General features: G+C 68.6%; 16 protein-coding genes and 2 tRNA genes. 3 read left to right on the top strand and 15 right to left on the bottom strand.

The annotated features are described in order from the left end of the window. Positions 1–44 precede the first annotated feature (44 nt). Positions 45–3,380: a bifunctional lysylphosphatidylglycerol synthetase/lysine--tRNA ligase LysX gene (gene lysX, locus B3G12_RS11060; protein WP_290500367.1), complete on the bottom strand. Its 3,336-nt coding sequence runs from the start codon at positions 3,378–3,380 to the stop codon at positions 45–47. A gap of 153 nt (positions 3,381–3,533) precedes the next feature. Here lysX and B3G12_RS11055 point away from each other — a divergent pair, with 153 nt between their 5' ends. Both B3G12_RS11055 and B3G12_RS11050 read left to right on the top strand, forming a co-directional pair. After that, positions 3,534–4,688, top strand: coding sequence for an alpha/beta hydrolase (locus tag B3G12_RS11055; RefSeq protein WP_055086146.1), 1,155 nt, complete (start codon positions 3,534–3,536; stop codon positions 4,686–4,688). A 16-nt stretch (positions 4,689–4,704) separates the two neighbouring features. Further along, positions 4,705–5,397, top strand: coding sequence for a hypothetical protein (locus tag B3G12_RS11050; RefSeq protein ID WP_145011235.1), 693 nt, complete (start codon positions 4,705–4,707; stop codon positions 5,395–5,397). 322 nt (positions 5,398–5,719) lie between these two features. On the opposite strand, the gene B3G12_RS11045 is transcribed toward B3G12_RS11050, so the two are convergent. The 3 genes from B3G12_RS11045 to B3G12_RS11035 form a co-directional block, all read right to left on the bottom strand. Then, a complete protein-coding gene (locus B3G12_RS11045; protein ID WP_055086142.1) occupies positions 5,720–6,970 on the bottom strand; it encodes an MFS transporter in 1,251 nt (416 codons plus the stop codon). Positions 6,971–7,435: 465 nt separating this feature from the next. Then, on the bottom strand, positions 7,436–8,332 hold the full coding sequence (locus B3G12_RS11040) for a rhomboid family intramembrane serine protease (RefSeq protein WP_290500364.1): 897 nt from the start codon (positions 8,330–8,332) through the stop codon (positions 7,436–7,438). 127 nt (positions 8,333–8,459) lie between these two features. Continuing rightward, positions 8,460–9,014 carry a peptidylprolyl isomerase gene (locus B3G12_RS11035; RefSeq protein WP_174233399.1) on the bottom strand — a complete coding sequence of 185 codons (555 nt, stop codon included), beginning with the start codon at positions 9,012–9,014 and terminating at the stop codon, positions 8,460–8,462. Between the two features lie 161 nt (positions 9,015–9,175). Between B3G12_RS11035 and B3G12_RS11030 the strand changes: the two genes are divergently transcribed. Beyond that, complete coding sequence (locus tag B3G12_RS11030) at positions 9,176–10,090, top strand: hypothetical protein (protein WP_145011232.1); 915 nt, start codon at positions 9,176–9,178, stop codon at positions 10,088–10,090. Positions 10,091–10,313: 223 nt separating this feature from the next. Here B3G12_RS11030 and B3G12_RS11025 read toward each other — a convergent pair whose 3' ends face one another. From B3G12_RS11025 to B3G12_RS10975, 11 genes are all read right to left on the bottom strand, one after another. Beyond that, on the bottom strand, positions 10,314–11,609 hold the full coding sequence (locus B3G12_RS11025) for an Nramp family divalent metal transporter (RefSeq protein WP_144941528.1): 1,296 nt from the start codon (positions 11,607–11,609) through the stop codon (positions 10,314–10,316). A 181-nt stretch (positions 11,610–11,790) separates the two neighbouring features. After that, positions 11,791–11,863, bottom strand: a tRNA-Ala gene (locus B3G12_RS11020). 52 nt (positions 11,864–11,915) lie between these two features. Beyond that, positions 11,916–12,038 (bottom strand): hypothetical protein, encoded by a 123-nt coding sequence (locus B3G12_RS11015; RefSeq protein WP_256385958.1) that lies wholly within the window; start codon positions 12,036–12,038, stop codon positions 11,916–11,918. A gap of 51 nt (positions 12,039–12,089) precedes the next feature. Beyond that, positions 12,090–12,163 (bottom strand) — tRNA-Ile (locus B3G12_RS11010). Positions 12,164–12,265: 102 nt separating this feature from the next. Continuing rightward, positions 12,266–12,778, bottom strand: coding sequence for a DUF3566 domain-containing protein (locus B3G12_RS11005; RefSeq protein WP_055086134.1), 513 nt, complete (start codon positions 12,776–12,778; stop codon positions 12,266–12,268). Continuing rightward, positions 12,775–15,546, bottom strand: coding sequence for a DNA gyrase subunit A (gene gyrA, locus B3G12_RS11000; RefSeq protein ID WP_055086132.1), 2,772 nt, complete (start codon positions 15,544–15,546; stop codon positions 12,775–12,777). Before gyrA ends, B3G12_RS11005 begins: the two co-directional genes overlap by 4 nt. A 93-nt stretch (positions 15,547–15,639) precedes the next feature. Continuing rightward, positions 15,640–17,706 (bottom strand): DNA topoisomerase (ATP-hydrolyzing) subunit B, encoded by a 2,067-nt coding sequence (gyrB, locus tag B3G12_RS10995; protein WP_145011229.1) that lies wholly within the window; start codon positions 17,704–17,706, stop codon positions 15,640–15,642. A gap of 361 nt (positions 17,707–18,067) precedes the next feature. Next, the gene (locus B3G12_RS10990) at positions 18,068–18,661 is read right to left on the bottom strand and encodes a DUF721 domain-containing protein (RefSeq protein WP_144941530.1); all 594 of its coding nucleotides are present in this window, start codon (positions 18,659–18,661) and stop codon (positions 18,068–18,070) included. Beyond that, positions 18,654–19,967, bottom strand: a complete 1,314-nt coding sequence (recF, locus tag B3G12_RS10985) for a DNA replication/repair protein RecF (RefSeq protein WP_144941532.1) — start codon at positions 19,965–19,967, stop codon at positions 18,654–18,656. The genes B3G12_RS10990 and recF overlap by 8 nt, the downstream gene beginning before the upstream one ends. Before the next feature lie 4 nt (positions 19,968–19,971). Next, the gene (dnaN, locus tag B3G12_RS10980) at positions 19,972–21,096 is read right to left on the bottom strand and encodes a DNA polymerase III subunit beta (protein WP_055086126.1); all 1,125 of its coding nucleotides are present in this window, start codon (positions 21,094–21,096) and stop codon (positions 19,972–19,974) included. 596 nt (positions 21,097–21,692) lie between these two features. Further along, positions 21,693–22,226, bottom strand: a 534-nt coding sequence (locus tag B3G12_RS10975; protein ID WP_047979527.1) for a helix-turn-helix domain-containing protein, incomplete at its 5' end; no start/stop codon positions are given.

The raw sequence follows: 22,226 nt of genomic DNA, 5'->3' as shown, positions 1-22,226 counted from the left end.
CTCGCCGGGCCGTGCGGGTGAGTCGCCCCCGCACGCAGGATCCCTCAGTTCTTCTGCGGCTTCACGAACGGGAACCCCAGCACCTCCCGGATGGAGGTGGCCGTCATGAGCATGACCAGCCGGTCTAGTCCGATCCCCAGCCCGCCGGCGGGTGGCATGCCCACCTCGAGGGCGTCCAGGAAGTCGTCGTCCACCTCCATGGCCTCCGGATCCCCCGCCGTGGCCTTGAGGGACTGCTCCGTGAGCCGGTGGCGCTGCACCACGGGGTCGGTCAGCTCCGAGTACGCGGTGCCCAGCTCCATCCCGTTGACCACCAGGTCCCAGCGCTCCACGAGCCCCGGCTCGCTGCGGTGCGGCGCGGTCAGCGGCGAGGTCTCCTCGGGGAAGTCGCAGTAGAACGTGGGGAACACCGTGAGCGGCTCCACGAGCTCCTCGTAGAGGGCCTCGAGCACGGCGCCGGGACCCATGCCCGGGCCGATCTCCACGTCATGCGCCGCCGCCGCCTGCAGCAGCACCTCGAAGTCCGTTCGGATCGAGATCTCGCGCCCCACGGCCCGGCTCACGGCGTCCGTCACGGTGACCACGGGCCACGGCCCGGAGACGTCCGTGGGGGTGGGCTCGGCGTCCGGGGCGTGGACGTCCCGCAGCGGTAGTACGGGCGCACCGTGCAGTGCCGTGGCCACGGCCTTGACCAGGCGCTCGGTCAGCTGCCGCATGACCGTGTAGTCCGCGTACGGGTGGTACGCCTCCAGCGCCGTGAACTCGGGGTTGTGGGTGGCGTCCGCGCCCTCGTTGCGGAAGTTGCGGGCCACCTCGAAGATCGGCCCGCTTCCCGCCACGAGCAGCCGCTTCAGGTACAGCTCCGGGGCGATGCGCAGTGTGAGGTCCATGCCGTACGCGTTGATGAACGTGCGGAACGGCCGGGCGGAGGCGCCGCCGTGCACGGTGTTCAGCACGGGCGTCTCGACCTCCCGGTACCCCTCCTCCTGCAGCAGCCGGCGGACGGTGTCCACGGCCTGCGAGCGCTGCCGCAGCAGGTCCATCCCGTGCGGGTGCACCAGCAGGTCCAGGGAGCGTCTGCGCAGCCGCTGCTCGGGGTTCTCGAAACCGCTGTAGGGCACCGGTTGCAGGGCCTTCGCCGCCACGGTCACGCGCCGCGCGAGAATGGACTCCGTCCCCGTGCGAGAGTTCCCCCACCGACCGTCCACCACCAGGAGGTCCCCCACGTCCAGGTTGCGCCGGATCGTGGACCACGTGGAGTCCACGCGTGCGCGGTCCACGAGCACCTGGACGGTCACGCCGCCGTCGGTGAGGTCCACGAAGCCCACGCCGCCGAAGTCGCGGAACCGCCGCACCCGCCCGCTGGTCCGCACCTCCGACGACGACGCCGCCTCGCCTCGCAGGCGCGCGGCCTGCGTGTGCGCGACGGTCTCCGCAGGGGCCAGCCCCACGGGGTACGGGTTGACCCCGTCGCGGGCCAGGGCACGGGCGTGGCGCATGCGGTGGCGCGTCTGCTGCGAGCGCCGGGGCGCGAGCACCCGCATGGGCGCCGGCTCGTGCTGGATCTCCAGGATCTGCTCGAGCGTCCCCGCGTCGAGCTCCGGCTGCGGGGGCGTGCGCACGAACACCGCGGGCAGGAAGCCCTCCACCTGGGCGGTCGCCACGGCCATGCGGGGCAGGGCCAGGACACCGTCGAAGCACGCGTAGCGCGGTACCCACTCGGGCAGGTACTTGGCGTTGGAGCGGTAGAGGCTCTCCAGCTGGAAGAAGCGGTCCATGTAGCCCAGCACCGAGGAGTTGAACCGGGTGATCACGCCCGCACCCAGTTTCTCGGAGTCCTCGAAGACCCCGCGGAACATCGCGAAGTTCAGGGAGACCCGTCTGATCCCGTGCGATGCGCAGTGCTCCATCAGGTCCGTGACCATCAGCTCGGTGACGCCGTTCGGGGTGTGCGGTGCCCGGCGCATCACGTCCAGGGACAGCCCGCCGCGGCCCCACGGCACGAAGGAGAGCAGCCCCTGCTCTGCCCCGTGCTCGTCCCGGGCCACCACCAGCAGGCACTGCCCGTCAGCCGGATCCCCCCACCTGTTCAGGGCCATGGAGAACCCGCGGTCCGGCTCATCGCCACGCCACTGGTCCGCGAGCACACCCAGCCGCGTCAGCTCCTCCGGCGGGAAGTCCTGGTGGCGGGCGATCTCCGTGACCAGCCCGGCACGGCGCGCTCGCCGAACGGCCCGGCGCACCGGCGTCATGGACGAGTTGGCCAGGGAGTAGCGGTCCGGGTGCAGGACGGCCTCGTCCCCCATGACGAGCACGCTGAGGCCCGCTTCCGCATATGCCCGTGCCGCACGTTCCGAGGCGGAGGTGACCGCGGGCAGCAGACCGTAGTGGTGGGCACGGTCGAGCCAACGCCGGATGGCGTCCGGCCACACCGCGGGATCGCCCACCGGGTCTCCGGAGGCGATCGAGACCTGCCCGACTACCCGGAACGTCACGCAGGCCCGGCCGTCCGCGGAGAACACTGCGGACTTGTCCCGCCGCGTGGCGAAGTACCCCAGGGAGTCCTCACCCCCGAACTCGCGCAGCAGCGAGCGCACCGCCACCTCGTCCTCGGGCCGCCACGCGGCCGAGCGGGAGCTGGAGCGCAGGAAGATCAGCACGGCAAGCACGATGGTCAGGGCCAGCAGGGCCGAGGTGAGCTCGGGGAGCCAGGGCGGCACGGTGCTGAGGTAGCGACGTCGCGGGCCCGCCCACCCGAGGCTGCGCACGAGCGCCTCCCCCAGGACGTTCCAGTCGTCGATGGCCGAGCTGGTGGTCGCGAGCAGCAGCGCGTGCGTGGCCGCGACCGTGAGGACCACGCCGCCCACCAGCATCGCCAGCGCGGCGAGTGCACCCCGGGACTCGGTGCGGGCAGGGAACGCGGGGCGCAGCCACCACAGCAGGCCCAGTGCGGCGATGCCCACAGCCACGGCGACCGCGTCGAGCATGGGACTGACCCACACCGGGAAGGGGCCGTGGTGCGGCAGGTCCGGGACCACGGCGCGCAGCACCAGCATGAGCACCGACCAGGTGACACCCACCACCTGGGTGGTGCCCACCAGTACCAGGGCGATCCGCTTGCGCCGCACGAGCGCGCCCGTCAGCAGCCCGAGCACCACCACGGAGACCAGGGACGGCGCCACGGGGAGGTTGAGGGTTCCGAAGAGGATGCTCGGCAGCGGGTTGACCCGGGTGACCCAGTGCAGCAGCAGCAGCACCACACCCGCCGCCGTGGCCAGCGCGAAGATCCAGATAAGGATTCGTGCCCAGCGCTCCTGCCGGGCCGTGGCGGTCCTGACGTCCCGTGTGCGCCTGCCGCGTACCACCTGGGTGTTACCCATCAACTCCCCTTCGAGGGCCCGGCAGAGCGTTCCGGCCGGGTCGGTTGTCCCTATGCTGTGTGCCGAACCGGCACCGCTGAGTACGTCCTACGTCCGGCGGCTCGGCACTGCTGACAAGATACGTGGGAAACCACTGGAAACGAGCACTTCGCAATGGCGTTCTTCGAACTGAACGGGTGGCCCCTGTTCATCACGGTCACCGCGGTCGCGGTGGTGCTGGTGGCCGTCACCGTCCTGGTGCTGCCACGCCAGCGCCGCCCCGGGGTCCTCAAGTACGTCCTGCAGCTCGTGTGCCTGGTGCTCGTGTGCCTGCTGGTGCTCGCAGTCTGCTTCCTGAAGCTGAACATGGACAACCAGTGGTACTCCAGCTGGGGGGACCTGCTCTCCAGCGGCGGGGGCCCGGTGACCACCACGGACGCCGGGGCCGCCATGGTGGCCGTGAAGGCGGTCAAGGAGCTCCCGCACGCGGTCTACAGCACGGGACAGAGCCAGCCCACCCGCAACGCGTCCTTCGGTTCCCAGCTGGATCCCTCCAACACCTCGGGCCAGTGGGTCTACCTGAAGATCGCAGGCAGGCAGTCCGGGATCACCGAGGACGCCACGGTGTGGCTGCCGCCCTCCTACATGCATGAGCCCCAGCGAACCTATCCGGTGATCACGGCGTTCACCGGCTTCCCGGGGGACGTGCGGACCTACACCCAGGCCATGGACATCGCCCACCACATCAAGGCGAACGTGGGCGACTCCACCCTGCGAGAGTCGATCGTCGTGATCCCGGACGTCTACCCCGGCAACAACGACACCGAGTGCGTGGACAGCACCCACGGCAAGTGGGAGACCTACGTGAGCACGGACGTCGTCTCCTGGATCCGCGGCAATCTGCGGGTCTCCACGGACCGGGACGCGTGGGCCACTCTGGGCTACAGCGCGGGCGGCTGGTGCTCCTCCATGTTCACCGTGCGCCACCCGGAGATCTGGTCCCGCAGCGTGAACCTCGCGGGATACTTCGCGCCCATGTACACCAGGGGCCAGGAGTGGAAGACGGCGAACCCCGCCTCGTACGACCTTGCGAAGGTCGTGGCGCGCGAGAAGCCAGACGTGGGCATCTGGTTCTTTTCGGGCGGCGAGGACTCGATCTCTGTGAAGGCGGTCCGCGGCTTTGAGGGCTCCGTCTCCGCGCCCACGGGGCTCTCCAGCAACATCTCGCAGACCGGAGGGCACCGCGTGGCCCTGTGGGAGGCCCAGCTGGACCCGGGGCTGACGTGGCTGGGCAAGACCTCCCCGGCCTTCGCACCGGTGGCGAGCTGACCGGCGGCCCGCGAATATGACCGTGTGGGAATACACCCTGACCGTCCTCGGAACCGCCGTGGCCGGCTTCGACCCAGCACCCATGGTGATCATGGCCGCGGCTCTCGGCGCCGGTGTCCGGCGCCGGCACATGGTGGGGTCCTCGCTGCTGCTGCTCGGTGGCACCGCGGCGTGGGGTCTGACCCTCACCCTGGTGATGGGCCCGCGGCTGCAGGAGGTCGACTGGTGGCACCTGATCCGGCAGGGCAGCATCTCCGCGAGGATCGAGCTCGGCCTCGCGGTCGTGGTCGGTGGCTACGCCGTATGGCGGGCGCTCGCCCGCCGTCGTGCCCGTGGCGCACCGGCCCCCGAGAAGAAACCGGCCACCACTCTGTGGGCCCTCTACGCCACGGCGTGCGTCTTCGTGGCCATCGTGGTCCTCGACCTCCCGTTCGACGTCCACGTGGCGGTCGCCTCCGCGCGTCCGCTCACCTGGGCAGTCGTCGGATGGATCGTCTGGGCCCTGCTGAGCCAGCTGCCCCTGACCCTGCTCGTGGCGCTCACGGCGGTCGGCAGGCAGGAGCGTTTCTCCCGGATCATGCGCCGCGCGTGGGACACGGTCTCCCCGTGGGTGAACCTGCTCGTCACGTGGCTGCTCGCTCTCGCGGCGCTGCTGATGGCCCTGGACTCGGGCGCCTACCTGCTCGCGGGGCACTTCCTGGTCCGCTGAGCCACGTCACGACGACGCCGCCGCGCCGCCACCCTGCCTGGGGTCACCCCTGCGTACCGCCGCCCTCTGTCCGGCCAGCGGGCGCACGGCCACTATCCCTGCGGCCGCCCGGCGTGCGCTGGTCCGTCCCCCGGCGTGCCGCCGACCTTCGTCCAGCCAGGGCACACACGACCGCCGCCCCTACGACCACCCGGGGTCAGATCACCCGCCGTTCGGCGTGCGGAAGTCCGCCCTCCGGCCACCCGCCGTGCGGTAGCCCGCCCCTCCGGTCACCCGCCGCGCGGGACCACGGGGGCCGAGCGGCGTCGCCGTCCAAACCTGCTCAGACCGCTTGCTGCGAGGAGGTCACGGGAAAACCGGACTCCACGCGGCGCCGCCGGTCCCGCTTCTGCCGCTGGACGCCCGCCAGCGCCAGCAGCCCGCCCACGATCGACAGCGCGCACGCGACGAGCGCCGGGGAGCGGTAGCCGAACCCGGCCGAGATCACGGCGCCGCCGAGCAGCGCGCCGATCGAGTTGGCCACGTTGAACGCCGCGTGGTTCAGGGACGCACCCATCAGCTGCGCGCCGCGTGCGGCGGTGATCAGCCAGCTCTGGATGCTCGGCATGATGTAGGAGTTGACCAGGGACATCAGGAACCCCGCCACGAAGATCCCCACGGGCGAGCCGCCCAGCGCGCCCATCAGCAGCAGCACCACGGCGAGCGCCGGGAACCCCACGGCCATCGTGCGGCGGGCGCTGCGGTCGGCGCTGATGCCGCCCACGATGTTGCCGATCGTCATGCCCACGCCCACCACGGCCAGCAGCCACGGGATGGCACCCGCGGGCAGTCCCGCGAGCTCGCGGCCCATCTGGGAGAGGTAGCTGTAGATCGCGAAGAAGCCGCCGAAGCCCACACCGGCCACGCCCATGACGATCCAGACCTGGGGGAGGGTGAAGGCCTTCAGCTCACCGCGGCGGGTGGCACCGGGCAGCGGGGCCTGCCGCGGGACCGTCAGCCACAGGCCGATCACGGTCACGGCGAAGACCACGCTCACCACCCCGTACGCGGCGCGCCAGCCGTAGGCCTGGCCGATCGCCGTCATCACGGGCACACCCACCACGTTGGCGACCGTGAGGCCCGACAGTGCCAGCGCCACGCCCTTGGCCTGGTTGCCCGGGCCCATCACGGTGGCCGCGACGAGGGACGCGAGGCCGAAGTACGCCCCGTGGGGCAGTCCCGCGAGGAAGCGGATCACCAGCAGCCCCGCGAAGGACGGCGCGAGCGCGGAGGCCAGGCTGCCCGCCAGCAGGGCGGAGGCCATCACGAGCAGCATCACGGTGCGGGAGGACTTCGCCCCCAGGAAGGAGATCACGGGGGCACCCACCACCACGCCCACCGCGTACGCGCTCACGAGCCATCCGGCGTGGGCAATGCCGGTCTCGGGGGAGGATCCGTAGAGGTCGGGCAGGAGGTTCTGGGCGATCTGCGGGAGCAGGCCCATGGAGGCGAATTCCGTGCAGCCGATGCCGAAGCCGCCCAGTGCGAGGGCGAAGAGGGCGAGTCGGCGGCGGGCAGGAGTCAGCTGGGTCATGGAGACGCGGCCTTTCCGGGATTCTCGAGGTGACCCGGGCGATCGGGACGCCGCGGGGATCGGGACTGGGCGCGCATTGCGGAAGATGCTGCGCGGTGCACGCCGACCGGAACCTGAATCCTCTCCCGGCACTGCCGTACCGGCTCGGTGTCGGGGAGGTGTGGGATCCGGGGTGCCGCGTCGTCGAGGCATGACTGGCCTGGAGCCTAAATCCATGGAACACCCCCGGCGCACGATTTATTCGCGCCCCCGCACACGAGTTGTGGACGTCACACGTGGACCCGGTTCTCCCCAACCGGTGCACGAAGGTTTTCCACAGGTGTGGAGAAAATTGTGCATATCTCGATCAACATGTGTGGGAATGAGGTCAGGACGCCCGGGATCCCACTGTCCACAAGGGTGTTCACAGGTGTGGAATTACAGATGTGTAAGTTGTTAACAGGTGTGGACAACCTCTGTGGACAGTCAGTCGAGCGGACTCCGCCGCAGCCCAGGGAGCATGGCGAGCGCCACGAGGCCGCCCACCACCAGCCCGCCCACGTGGGCCTGCCAGGCGATGCCTCCCACCACAAAGCCGAAGGCCAGGTTGACCACGATCAGCACCACGATCGGCGTCATGTCGTTCTTGAAGTGGCGCATGAACACGAACATTGCTCCGAAGAGTCCGAAGATTCCGCCAGAGGCCCCGATCACCACCACCCACGGATCACCCAGCAGCAGCACACCCACCGAGCCGCCCAGCACCGAGAGCAGGAAGAGCACGAGCATGCGCCACGTGCCGAGCAGCGGTTCGAGCATCCGCCCGAAGAGGTACAGCGTGTACATGTTCAGCAGCAGGTGCAGCGGTGAGGGCATCGAGTGGATGAAACCGCTCGTCAGCATCCGCCACGGCTCATCCCAGGTCAGGGCTGGAACGTAGCCGAGCACCCTGACCAGGCTGTAGGGCGTCAGCAGCGCCACGAGCCACTGCGCACCCCAGACCCCCACGCAGATCCCGATGAGCCACCAGGTCACGGGCATCCCGGTACGACGACGCCGCGCCGGGGCCCCCACGGGGCGGCGCGGATCGTGGGGTCCCGGTGCCGCCACGCCCTGCGGACGCTGCACGCCATACGGGTCCTGCGCTCCGTACGGCTCGCCGTCGGCGCGGGGACCGGCAGCACCGTGGCCCGGGAGGTACTGGCCGTACTGCGGGGCGGGGACGGGCCCGCCGCCCGGCAGCTCGCCGTCGGGAGCGGAACCGGACGCCGGCGTCTCGTGCGGGACCCCACCGGAGGAGGCGCCACCCCAGGGGGTACGGTCAGCGGGCGTGGGCTCCTGGGGCGTCTCGTCGCGGGGTTCGTCGGGTGAGTGTGGATTCATGTTTTCTCCGGCATGTTCACTGGTGGGAGCGGGGCTGCGGTGATCCTGCAGGCTGCGCAGGGGCCCGGGTACGCGTGAAGCCCACCCGGAGAACCGGGTGGGCTTCATGAGAGGGGGCGTGCGGGTCTCAGACCTCTTCCACGTCGATGGAGGTGATCACGCAGTCCTCCACGGGACGGTCCTGGCCGCCGGTGCGCACGTTGTTGAGCTCGTCCACGACCTTCTTGGAGGCGTCGTCCGCGACCTCGCCGAAGATGGTGTGCTTGCCCTGCAGCCACGTGGTGGGCGCGGTGGTGATGAAGAACTGCGACCCGTTGGTGCCGCGGCCGTTGCGGGTGCCCGCGTTGGCCATGGCCAGCATGTAGGGGGCGTTGAAGTTCAGTTCCGGGCTGATCTCGTCGTCGAAGTTGTAGCCCGGGCCGCCGATGCCCTGACCCAGCGGATCGCCGCCCTGGATCATGAAGTCCTTGATGATGCGGTGGAAGACGACGTCCTTGTAGAGGGGGCCGTTCTGCTTCTCACCGGTGCGGGGATCGGCCCACTCCTGGGTTCCGTCCGAGAGACCGACGAAGTTCTTGACCGTCTTGGGCGCATGGTTGCCGAAGAGCTCCACCACGATGTCCCCGTGGTTGGTGTGGATGGTGGCCTTGTGCGTGGCGATAGCGGAAGTCATGCCTGTCATTGTGGCACGGGGCCCGGGACGGTGGCAGAGCGGGCCGACGTTGTTCAGCGCACAGTGAAAAGCGGCCTGAACCCCTGTTTTCCCCGGGAATTCCAGGGTTCGCAGAACGTATGCTGAGAGAGGAGATGTGCAGAATCATCACCTCTAGGAGGGACACAGACATGAGCTTGTTCAAGAGCAAGGCCCAGAAGCAGGCCAAGGCCGCCAACAAGGCCGCGGAGTCCAAGGTCGTCAACGCCGGGGACTGGCTCTCCAGTGAGATCGGCGAGCTCGGCGAGAAGCTGCAGCACGGTGTGCAGGCCGGCGCGTCCGCTCTCGCGAGCGGCGTCGAGGCCACCGGCCCGTACGTCCAGGACGGACTCGGCCGCGCCCAGGAGCTCGGTGAGGACGTCAAGCACCGCAGCGACAAGGCGAAGGCCGCGGGTGCAGCTGCTGCCGCCCCCCTGGCCGCCAAGGCCGCCAAGAAGACCGCGCGCGGCCGTGCCGCCGCCCAGGAGAAGTACTCTGGCGCCGTCGCCGCCCTGGCCTCCAAGGTCGCGGACGCGGACACCTCGGACCAGTTCGACGCCCTCGTGGCGAAGCTGACCGGCGACAAGAAGACCGTCAAGCGCATCCAGAAGGCCGCGAAGAACTCCGCCAAGGAGTACGCCAAGCAGCAGAAGAAGGCGCAGGGCGGCCACAAGGGCCTCCTGTTCCTCGGCCTGCTCGTGGCCGGCGGCGTGGCCGGTGCGGCAGCGTGGCGCGCCTCCCGTCCGGTCCAGGACCCCTGGAAGACCCCCGCGACCGCGTCCCCGCGCGTCTCGGCCTCGCCCGTCAACACCAACTCCACCGTGGCCGCCGGCGCCGGTGTGAAGGTGGACGACGTCAAGGATCCGTCCTCCCCCGTCCACAAGGAGGGCACTGCATCGCAGGCGGCCCACCGCGCCACGGACAGCGTGAAGTCCGTGGCGGAGGACGCCAAGCAGACCGTCAACGAGGTCAAGGAGCAGATCAAGGGCTCCGGCAGCGACGACACCAAGCTGGGCTCTCCCGACAACAACTCCAAGCACGATCCGAAGCAGGGCCCCAAGCACTGAGGCCCTGAGACACCGCTTCCGGTGCCTCTGACCACGACGCCGCGCCCCTCGTTCGAGGGGCGCGGCGTCGTCGTCTGGGGGTGGGAGTGCACGGCACCGGCGCGGAAGAGGTGGCCCCGCCAGTGCGGTCGAGCCACGGCGGGGCCACCGCGCACGGTGGTGGGGCCGGTGGCCGCACCACCGCGGCGGCAGACCGTGCTCGGAACCAGGCGCGGAGTCAGGGTCAGGAGAAGATGTCCGACACCGTCTCGTAGGTCTGGTAGACGCCCAGGATGATGAACAGGATGGCGCACACCACGAGCACGGCGTTGGTCCACATCCCGTTGCGCCAGCGCTTGGGCGTGCGCGAGGTGTTGAGCAGTCCCAGCAACGTGATTGCCAGGAACGGCATGAACAGCGCGCCCAGCACCCCGTAGAGCAGGATCAGGAACACGGGGCGGTCGAGGATCAGCAGCAGCATGGGCGGGAACGTGAGCCACAGCAGGTAGAACTTGAAGTACTTTCCACCGTTGCGGGTGTCCGGGTGGCCGCTGGGCTTGTGGCGGATGTTGCCCCAGTAGTCCGCGAACATCAGGGACACACCGGACCACACCCCCACCACGGAGGAGAAGGACGCCGCCCAGAAGCCCACGAGGAACGTCACTCCGATCACGTCCCCGTAGCGCGCCCGCAGCACCTTGTCGAGGTCCAGCAGCCCCTTGTCACCGGCGCCGATCGCGTAGCCGGCGGAGTAGAGTACCTCCGCTCCCACGACCAGCATGGCGAGCACGAAGATGCCCGTGACCACGTACGCCACGGTGTTGTCCAGTTGCATGACGCGCATCCAGCGCGGCTGGTGCCAGCCCTTCTCCCGCAGCCAGTAGCCGTATGCCGCCAGGGTGATGGTTCCGCCCACGCCGCCTGCCAGGGCCAGCGTGTAGACCACGCCCCCCTGCGGGATCACGGGGATCAGACCCGTGATCATCTGGGGGATGTTGGGCAGTGTGATGATCGCCAAGCCCACCATGACCAGGAACATGATCCCCACCATGGCCGCGGTGATCTTCTCCACGAACGCGTAGCGCCCTGCCCACACGATGCCGAAGCCGAGCAGACCCATGAGGATCGCCCACGCCCACAGTGGCAGCACGGGGAAGAGCGCAGCGAGCGGCAGCGCGGAGGAGGACATGGCGGTGGCCCCGTACACGAAGCCCCAAATGAGGATGTACGGGCCGAAGTACCACGTGGTCCAGCGTCCGAGCGACCGCCAGCCCTCGAAGATCGTGCGACCGCTGGCCAGCGAGTAGCGCCCCGCGCCCTCCACGAGCACGATCTTCATGATGGTGCCCACCACCACGGCCCACAGCAGGGTGTAGCCGTAGCGCGAGCCGGCGGTCAGGGTGGCCACCATGTCGGCAGCCCCCACACCCGTGGCAGCCACGACGAGGCCCGGGCCGATCAGACGCCACCGCTGGATCGTCTCCAGGCGTTCGTGGGGGTCCACCGACGGCAGGGGCTGCAGGGGGGTCGTCTCGCGCATACGGCTACTCCACACGTCGGGGTATGAGGGGTGTCACAACATCACACCAAGTCTGTCACGGCGACTCCTCCCTGCCCTGCACGAGGCTCCGCGTGACACACACGCGCCTCGCCTCTGCCCACACGTGAGAACGACCAGAGGCCGCATCCCCGACGGGATGCGGCCTCTGGTCTGTGTGCCGTGGAGCCTAGGAGATTCGAACTCCTGACATCTGCCTTGCAAAGGCAGCGCTCTACCAACTGAGCTAAGGCCCCGTATTCGATTGTGGTGCGCCGCCGCCGCGCGGAACACCTGCGACCGTGGGACTCAGTCCACGGGATCCACGGCCGAATTCCACGCCTCACGCCTGGCTTCTGCGTCCCGCCAGGACTTCACCGCTGCCACCGAGAGTCCGGCAACGGCGATCAGTGCTGCGATACGAGCCTTCATGGGGAACCTTCCGAACGAGAACATCTCGCGGTTGGTGGGGAATTCGAGGGGTGGGCGTACCAGGAATTGAACCTGGGACCTCTTCGTTATCAGCGAAGCGCTCTAACCGTCTGAGCTATACGCCCTCAGCGTGTGCCAGCAGAACACTGTCTGCCTGGCCACGCCAAGACTTTACCGGAGGTTGCTCCCCCGCACCAAATCCCTCGGTGCAGGGGTCCGACCGGGGCTCAGTCGTCCGTGAGCGTGACCCCGATGCCGCCGATCAGCGACGCCGCGATGTTGTAGAGCAGCGCGGCGAGCACCGAGAGCACGGACAGCAGGATCACATTGGCCACCGAGATCACCGTGGCGAACAGGGCCACGTTGCCGAGCGAGAGGAACTTCTTGATGTCTGTGCCGCCAGCGTTGCCGCCGAGCATGGAGAGCATCTCGTTGATCCCGTCGAAGAGGCCGGTCAGGTTCAGCACGATCCACAGCACCAGGGACGCCACGACCGTGATGATGCCCAGGGCCACGGAGAGCAGGAACGCCAGTTTGAGCACGGACCACGTGTCCACCTTGGAGACCACCAGGCGGGCGCGGCGCACCTTTGCCCGTGGTGCCGGCCGCACGAGACCCTTGCCGCCCTTGCCACCCTGCTGGGCCGGGGTCTTCCTGCTGCCGCTCTGCTGGGCGGCGGGCTTCTTGGGGGAAGAAGCCTTCACGGTCTGACCCGCCTTCGAGGCCGAGCTCGCGCTCATGCGTCACCTCCGTTGTCGTTGTCCTCCAACGCTACTGCATCCGCATCGTCCGCCGGGTCACCAGCGTCCTCGACGATCACGACGTCGACCTCCTCGGAGACGGCCTCTCCCTCGCCGCCCCGGATCGCATCCTTCTCGACCGTGGACTCGGTGCGCGCGAACGGATCGACCGCTGTGGCGGCCGCGACGTCCTCGTGCCCGGCCTCCTCGACGCCCTCCTCGGCCACTTCCTTCTCGATCTCGCGCTCCGCGTTGCGGGCCACACCCACGATGGTGTCGTTGGCACCGGGCTTCGCGAAGATCACCCCCATGGTGTCGCGGCCCCGGGACGGCACCTCGCTGACGTTGGAGCGCACCACCTTGCCGCTCTCCATGACCACGAGCACCTCGTCGTTCTCGCCCACGATCAGACCGCCCACCAGGCCACCACGGACCTCGGCGAGCTTGGCCACCTTGATGCCCAGGCCGCCGCGGCCCTGGACGCGGTACTCCTGCACCTCGGTGCGCTTGGCGTAGCCGCCCTCGGTCACCACGAACACGTGCGAGTCGTCCGTGACCACGTTGGCCGAGAGCAGCTCGTCGCCGGAACGGAACTTCATGCCCGTCACACCGGACGTCGCGCGGCCCATGGGGCGCAGGGCGTCGTCGTCGGCCGTGAAGCGCAAGGACTGGCCGTGGCGCGAGATCAGCATGATGTCGTCGTCCGTGTTCACGAGCATGGCCGAGACCAGCTCGTCGCCCTCGCGCAGGTTGATGGCGATCACGCCGGCGGAACGGTTGGTGTCGTAGTCCGTGAGACGGGACTTCTTGACCAGCCCGCTGCGGGTGGCGAGCACCAGGTACGGGGCGTCCTGGTAGGAGTGCAGCTCCATGACCTTGGCAATGCGCTCGTCCGGCTGGAACTCCATGAGGTTCGCCACGTGCTGGCCCTTGGCGTCACGCCCGGCCTCCACGAACTCGTACGCCTTGACCCGGTATACCCGCCCCAGGGTGGTGAAGAACAGGATCCAGTTGTGGGTGTTCGTCACGAAGAAGTGCTCCACGACGTCGTCGCCGCGCAGCTGGGCGCCCTTGATGCCCCGGCCGCCGCGGTGCTGCGCGCGGTACTCGTCCGCGCGGGTGCGCTTGACGTAGCCGTCGCGGGTGATGGTGACCACCACCTGCTGCTGCGGAATGAGGTCCTCCATGGAGACGTCCCCGTCGAAGCCGTAGAGCACCTCCGTGCGGCGGTCGTCCCCGTAGCGCTCCACGATCTCCCCGAGCTCCTCGGAGATGATCTCGCGCTGACGATCCTCGGACGCAATGATCGCCTCGTACTCGTCAATCAGCCGCTGCAGCTCCGCGTGGCGGTCCTGGATCTTCTGACGCTCCAGGGCGGCCAGTCGGCGCAACTGCATGTTCAGGATCGCCTGGGCCTGAGCCTCGTCGATGCCGAGCAGCTCCATCAGCCCGGAGCGCGCCTCCTCCACGGTGGGCGAGCGGCGGATCAGGGCGATCACCTCGTCCAGGGCGTCCAGGGCCTTGAGCAGGCCCAGCAGGATGTGCGCCTCCTCCTGCGCCTGCTTGAGGCGGAACCGGGTGCGCCGCACGATGACTTCCATCTGATGGGCCACCCAGTGGAACACGAAGGCGTCCAGGGACAGCGTGCGTGGCACCCCGTCCACGAGCGCGAGCATGTTCGCGGAGAAGTTCTCCTGCAGCTGCGTGTGCTTGTAGAGGTTGTTGAGCACCACCTTGGGCACGGCGTCCCGCTTGAGCACGATCACCAGGCGCTGACCGGTGCGCCCCGAAGTCTCGTCCCGCATGTCCGCGATGCCCTGGACCTTGCCGTCCTTGACGAGGTCGGCGATCTTGATCGCCAGGTTGTCCGGGTTGACCTGGTACGGCAGCTCCGTGACCACCAGGCAGGTGCGGTTGTTGAGCTCCTCCACGCTGACCACCGCGCGCTGGGTGATCGAGCCGCGGCCGGTGCGGTACGCCTGCTCGATGCCCTTGTGCCCGAGGATCTGGGCGCCGGACGGGAAGTCCGGGCCCTTGACGCGCCTGATGAGCTCCTCCAGCAGGGTCTCGCGGTCCACGTCCGGGTTCTGCAGGTACCACTGGACGCCGTCCGCGACCTCCCGCAGGTTGTGCGGGGGGATGTTGGTGGCCATGCCCACCGCGATACCCGAGGAGCCGTTGACCAGCAGGTTGGGGAAGCGCGCCGGCAGCACGGTGGGCTCCTGCTGCTTGCCGTCGTAGTTGTCCTGGAAGTCCACGGTGTCCTCGTGGATGTCCCGGACCATCTCCATGGCCAGCGGCGCCATCTTGGTCTCGGTGTACCGCGGTGCCGCGGCGCCGTCGTTGCCCGGGGAGCCGAAGTTGCCCTGCCCCAGCGCGAGCGGGTAGCGCATGATCCAGCCCTGGATCAGGCGCACCAGGGCGTCGTAGATCGCGGAGTCACCGTGGGGGTGGTAGTTGCCCATGACGTCGCCGACGACGCGCGCGCACTTGTTGAACGAGCGCTCCGGGCGGTAGCCGCCGTCGTACATCGTGTAGATCACGCGGCGGTGCACCGGCTTGAGGCCGTCCCGCACGTCCGGCAGCGCCCGGCCCACGATCACGGCCATCGCGTAGTCCAGGTAGGAGCGCTGCATCTCCGTCTGCAGGTCGATCTGCTCCACTCGGTCTCCAGCGGTCTCTACCTCCCCGGTCCCGACCTCCGTGATGACCTCGGGGGTGTTCTCCGGCTCCACGGGACCGTTGCCGTCCTGCGTCTCGTCACTCATGCGTTGCTGTATCCGTTTCGTCTTGGCCTTCACGGCCCACTGCTGTACATGCCGGAGGGGGAATGTCCGGCTATCACCGTGTGCGGGGACGGACTAGATGTCCAGGAACCGGATGTCCTTGGCATTGCGCTGGATGAACTCTCGGCGGGACTCCACGTCCTCGCCCATCAGCACGGAGAACACCTGGTCCGCAGCCGCGGCGTCGTCCATGGTGACCTGGCGCAGGGTGCGGTGCGCCGGGTCCATGGTGGTCTCCCACAGCTCCGTGTAGTCCATCTCGCCGAGGCCCTTGTAGCGCTGGATGCCGTTGTCCTTGGGCAGACGGCGGTTCTCCGCCAGGCCCTTGGCCAGAGCGGCGTCCCGCTCCGCGTCCGAGAACACGTAGTCGTGCGCGGCGTTGGACCACTTGATCCGGTAGAGGGGCGGCTGCGCGAGGTACACGTAGCCGTGCTCGATCAGCGGACGCATGAAGCGGAACAGCAGAGTGAGCAGCAGCGTGGTGATGTGCTGGCCGTCCACGTCCGCGTCGGCCATGAGCACGATCTTGTGGTACCGGGCCTTCTCAATGTCGAAGTCGTCCCCGATCCCCGCGCCGAACGCGGTGATCATGGACTGCACCTCCGCGTTGGACAGCGCCCGGTCCAGGCGCGCGCGCTCCACGTTCAGGATCTTCCCGCGCAGCGGCAGGATCGCCTGGTGGGCCGGGTCGCGGCCCTGCACCGCGGAACCGCCGGCGGAGTCGCCCTCCACGATGTAGATCTCCGAGAGCGTGGGGTCCTTGGACGAGCAGTCCTTGAGCTTGCCGGGCATGCCGCCCGATTCCAGCAGGCCCTTGCGCCGGGTGGTCTCGCGGGCCTTGCGGGCCGCGAGCCGCGCCTGGGAGGCGTAGATGGCCTTGCGGATGATGTCCTTGGCCGGATTGGGGTTGCGCTCCAACCATGTCCCGAACAGGTCGAACATCTCACGCTGCACGAAGGTCTTGGCCTCCGAGTTGCCCAGTTTGGTCTTGGTCTGGCCCTCGAACTGCGGCTCGGCAAGCTTGATGGAGATCACCGCGGTGAGCCCCTCGCGGACGTCCTCACCCGTGAGGTTGTCGTCCTTGTCGCGCAGCATCTTGTTCTCCCGCGCGTAGCGGTTGATCAGGGTGGTCAGCGCAGTGCGGAACCCCTCTTCGTGGGTGCCGCCTTCGTGGGTGTTGATGGTGTTGGCGTAGGTGTGCACGGACTCGTTGAACGCCGTGGTCCACTGCATCGCCAGCTCGAGCGACATCTTCTTCTCGGGGTCGTCCACCTCGAGCGAGATGACGTCCTCGTGGATCAGCTCCGCCTTCTTCGACGAGTTCAGGAACGTCACGTAGTCCAGCAGGCCGTCCTCGTAGCAGTAGACCACCTGGCGGGCGCCCGAGATGGCAGCAGCCGCCTCGTCCGCACCGATCGTGCCGCCGTCCTGGCCCTCGAGGGGGCCGGTGACGTCCGCGGGGGCGTCACCGGCGATCTCGTCGCCGGTCTCCTCCGTGGCCCGCTCGTCCGTGAGGCTGATCCGCAGGCCCTTGTTCAGGAACGCCATCTGCTGGAAGCGGGCGCGCAGGGTCTCGAAGTCGAAGTCGACGGTCTCGAAGATCTCGGGATCCGGGTAGAAGACCTGTGTGGTGCCAGTCTCCTGCGTCTGTTCCCCGCGCGCCAGCTCGCCCTGGGGGTGCCCGCCGTTGGCAAAACTCATGCGCCACACGTAACCCTGGCGGCGCACCTCTGTCTCCACGAGACGGGACAGGGCGTTGACCACGGAGATGCCGACGCCGTGCAGGCCGCCCGAGACCGCGTACCCGCCGCCGCCGAACTTGCCGCCGGCGTGCAGGATGGTCATCACGACCTCCACCGTGGGTCTGCCCTCGGTGGGGTGCATGTCCACCGGGATGCCGCGGCCGTTGTCGGAGACGCGCACCCCGCCGTCCGACTGCAGCGTGATCTCGATGTTGTCGCAGTACCCGGCGAGCGCCTCGTCCACGGAGTTGTCGACCACCTCGTAGACCAGGTGGTGCAGGCCCCTGGGACCAGTGGAGCCGATGTACATCCCGGGGCGTTTCCTGACCGCCTCGAGGCCTTCCAGAACGGTGATGTCGCTCGCGCCGTACTCGTGCTCTAGGGGATCCTCTGTAGCCACGGGGTTTCCGGTCCTCCTGCGTATTGGATGTCGATCACCGCCCGCCCACATGAGTGCAGCCGATGAGACGGCTCGCGGCTCATCGGCTGGCGGGACGAAGATCTGTGACTCCACATTCTACCGGATGACGCGCTGAACGGCCCGCAGACGCTCCGGAACCCCTCGCCGCAGGGTGGAGCCATTTTCGGGGTGCGGACCGGCTCGCAGGATTCTGGCCAGTTTTTGGGCCGACCGGTGAGCCGCGTCTCGCGGATCGGACGTACTCGTGTCCGCCGCTGACGGGGCGCTGGCGGTGGTCCCCGGGTGCTGGGTGGTGCCTCCTGGGCCACTGGGTCGAGTCGGCGGGTCCCCGGACCGCTGACTAACCGTAGGTGTCCCGTGGCCCGCGCCCCTGCACACGCCACCGTCCGCGCTTCCAGCTAGGTCCCACGGGCCCGTGGATCTCCAGCCGGGTCACGATGCCCTCCCCGAGCTTGTCCGCGAAGTTCGCGAGGATCGCGGACTGCATCAGGCGCAGCTGCGTGGCGTACGCGGTGGAGTCGCAGCGCACCCGCACCACGGTGTCCTCGAAGTGCTCCGGCCACGAATGCTCGGCGTTTCGCACACCCACCAGGGACGGCCAGTCCGCGAGCACCGTGCTCACGTTCACGGGCGTCTTCCACCCCCTGTGGGTCATCAGGGTGTCCACGACGGAGGACAGTGGTCTGGGGTCCCGCGCAGATTTTCCGGGGCCGGAGAATCCTCCCAGCTGGCGCGGATCCGTGCCGAACCGGGTGGACCTGCGCAGAGCCGGGGACCCCGTGCCTTCCTCCATCGCGGTGCCGAAGGCCCGCATGTTCTTGGCCGCGGCGGCCTTGGACAGCGGCATGTCCCCGCGGCCCTGGGCAGCCTTGCGGACGCGCTGCAACGCCACGGCGGCGGCGTCCACCACGTCCCGGTGTGCGGGTTCAGCCACCCTCGGCTCCCCTCGTCGCGCTTTCCACACCTTCAGGTCCGGGCCCGCTGCGGTCGCCGCCGTCGTGGCGGTCCCCGTGGTCCTCGCCGTTCCCGCCTTCTTCGCCCTGGGTATGCCGGACGATCTCGGACGACGACGACGCGTCGCCGCGCACGGCGACCGAGCCCGGTTCCACATCCACCACGGTGTGGGTGTGCTCGAGCAGCGCGAGCGGCAGGTCCTCGTCCACGGCCGCGGTGACAAGCACCTGTTCGGCCTGCCCCACGAGCTCAGCCAGGCGGCGGCGGCGTCGGGCGTCGAGCTCCGCGAAGACGTCGTCCAGGATCAGGACGGGCGCCGAGCCCCGGCCGGGATCGTCCGCGAGGTGGACGTACCACGAGCCGAGACGCAGGGCGAGGGCAGTGGACCAGGTCTCCCCGTGGGACGCGTAGCCCTTGGCGGGGGTCTCGCCCAGTCGGATCAGGAGGTCGTCACGGTGCGGGCCCACCAGGGTCAGACCGCGCTCGCGCTCCTGGCGCTCCATCCGCTCGAACGCCTGCATCATCAGGTCGTAGAGGTCCGCCACGGAGAAGTGCGCGAGCGCCCGCTGGTCCGTGCCAGGGGCCACGGAGGAGCTCTCGTAGCCGAGCGAGACGTGCTTGGGGCCGTCGGTGAGCTGCTGGTAGGCGCGGTCCACCTCGGGTTCCAGTGCCTCCAGCAGCTGCAGGCGGGCACCCATGACGGCCGCACCGGCGCGCGCGAGCTGGTCGTTCCACACCGAAAGAGTGGCCCGGTCCGACTCGTCGAAGCCGCGCCGGCCGCGGGTGGACTTCAGCAGGGCGTTGCGCTGCTTGAGTGCTCGCTCGTAGTCGGAGCGGGCCGCGGAGAGCACAGGCCGCATGGCCGTGGCGAGGTCGTCCAGGAAACGTCGCCGGTGCGAGGGGTCCCCCTTGACGAGGGTGAGGTCCTCCGGGGAGAAGAGCACCGTGTGCAGCGTGCCGAGGGCTTCCCGGGCCCGGACGGGTGCCGCTCGGTTGATCCGAACCCGGTTGGCCTGTGCCGCGTTGAGCTCGTACTCCAGGACCGTGCGCTGACCGGCCCTGTCCACGCGGGTGCGGATCACCGCCCGCTCCGAACCTGTGGCGATCAGCGGGCCGTTGCCCGAGACCCGGTGCGATCCGAGCGTGGCGGCCCAGTCCAAGGCCTCCACGATGTTGGTCTTCCCCACGCCGTTGGGTCCCACGAACACCGTGAGACCCGGGGCCAGCGGGAGGTCGAGGGTGTGGTAGGTGCGGAAGTCCAGGAGCGAGAGGTGGTCTACGAACACACGATCACTGGTTGGGCAGTCGAACCGGCATGAGCAGGTACTTGTACGTGACGTCGTCCTCACCCTCGGAGTCTCCCTGTGCCGAGAGCACCGCGGGCTTGGGCGGGGCGGTGAAGGAGAACCTGACGTATGCGGAGTCGAAGGCGTGCAGGCCCTCGGAGAGGTACGTGGGGTTGAACGCCACGGTGATGTCGTCCCCGTTGAGCTGCGCGTCGAGTACCTCGGAGGCCTGGGCGTCCTCCCCGGTACCGGCGTCCAGCGCCACCTGCCCCTCGCTGAAGGCCAGACGCACGGGCGTGTTGCGCTCAGCCACCAGAGACACGCGACGCACCGCCTCCACGAGCTCGGAGGTGCGCACAACCGCCGTGATGGGTGTGTTCTCCGGGAAGAGGGAGCGGATCTTCGGGTACTCGCCGTCGATCAGCAGGCTCGTGGTGCGTCGGCCGCCGGACTCGAAACCGACGAGCTCGGTGTTCTCCGCCAGCGCGATGTTCACGTCACCGGAGGACCCGAGCGTCTTGGCGATGTCGTTGAGCGTCTTGGCCTTGATGAGGGCGGCCGTGGAGATGGTGGGGTCGGAGGGGCGCCAGGTGAGCTCCCGCATGGCCAGGCGGTAGCGGTCCGTGGCGAGCAGCGTCATCTTCTCACCCTCAATTTCCACCCGGATTCCGGTGAGGATCGGCAGGGTGTCGTCCTTGGAGGCCGCGATGTTCACCTGGGCAACCGCGTGGGCGAACTCGTCCCCGGCGACGACGCCGGAGAGTTCCGGCAGCCCCGGCAGCTGGGGGTAGTCCTCCACTGGCATGGCCGCGAGGTTGAACTTGGAGGACCGGCACGTGAGTGTGACCTTTCCCCCCTCTGCCTCCAGCTGCACAGGTGCTGAGGGAAGGGAACGGCAGATGTCCGCGAGCAGTCGGCCGGAGACCAGGGTGGTCCCCTCCTCGATCACGTCAGCGCTGATGGTCAGGCGTGCGGAGATCTCGTAGTCGAAGCTCGCGATGGACAGGGACCCGTTCTCGGCCTTGATCAGCAGCCCAGAGAGCACGGGGACGGGCGGGCGAGGGGACAGTGAACGAGCAGTCCAGGTGACTGCTTCGGCCAGTACGTCGCGCTCGACGGAGAACTTCACGGAGGGCCCCTCTTTTGCCGGAGAACAGAAGTGTCGTGCCTGCATGGTATCCGGCGGGGCGGACAGGCATCGACCTGTAGTGAGTCTCTGGAGTCCACTCTGTACGGCAGGGTCTGAGGATTCGTGTAATTACAGAGGTCTCAGGGCTCGTTCGGGCGTGCGGAGGTCAGGATTTTTGTTATTCGGTGGATCTTTTCTTAAGGGGTAGAAGTGTTAACAACCCCTGTGGACTCTGTGGATAACCGCCTTCATCGCAGCGGATCCGTGGGTTCTGGGTGTTGATCGGTTGTGGATGGATCGAGGTCGGGCTGTGGCCGTGGCGTGCAGAACTTCCGCGTGATTCCGGGGATTCCACAACTCCACCCACCGATTCCGGCGAGTTGTCCACGGTCGGACCCCGGTTGTCCACAGATTTTTCCACACCGCCCCTCGGGCGGCTGTTCACAGCGCGTCCACACACCCGTCGAATCATGTGGATGAGGGCACCCCGGTCCAGTGCCGGTGCGGGCGCAGCCTGTGGATGAACGACAGGAAAAAGGGGATCCCCGGGACCAAGTCCAGGGATCCCCTCCTGCCGAGTGGGTGCGGCGGCAGTGTCAGCCTTCGCGCGACTGCTGCTTGATGCGGTTGGTCAGCTCGGTCACCTGGTCGAAGATCTGGCGCCGCTCCGCCATCAGCGTGCGAATCTTGCGGTCCGCGTGCATGACCGTGGTGTGGTCCCGCCCGCCCAGCTCCTGGCCGATCTTCGGCAGCGACATGTCCGTGAGCTCCCGCAACAGATACATGGCGATCTGCCGGGCGGTCACGAGCGTGCGGGTGCGAGACTTGGACTTCAGCTCATCCAGCGTGATGTTGAAGAATGCCGCGGTCTGCCCGAGGATCGAGGCCGCCGTGATCTCCTGGCCGCCGTCGTCCGTGATGAGGTCCTTGAGCACGAGCTCCGCCAGCGGCAGGTCCACCGGCTGCTTGTTCAGCGATGCGAACGCCGTGACGCGGATCAGCGCGCCCTCGAGCTCACGGATGTTGGTGGAGATGTGCGAAGCGATGTACTCCATCACGTCGTCAGGGGCGTCCATCCCCTCGCTGATGGCCTTCTTGCGCAGGATCGCGATGCGCGTCTCGAGCTCGGG

Origin of the sequence: Kocuria sp. UBA5001, assembly GCF_002398425.1 — a bacterium.
In the GTDB taxonomy this organism is placed as follows: Bacteria; Actinomycetota; Actinomycetes; order Actinomycetales; family Micrococcaceae; genus Kocuria; species Kocuria salsicia.
This window is presented reverse-complemented; position numbering and strand designations above follow the sequence as displayed.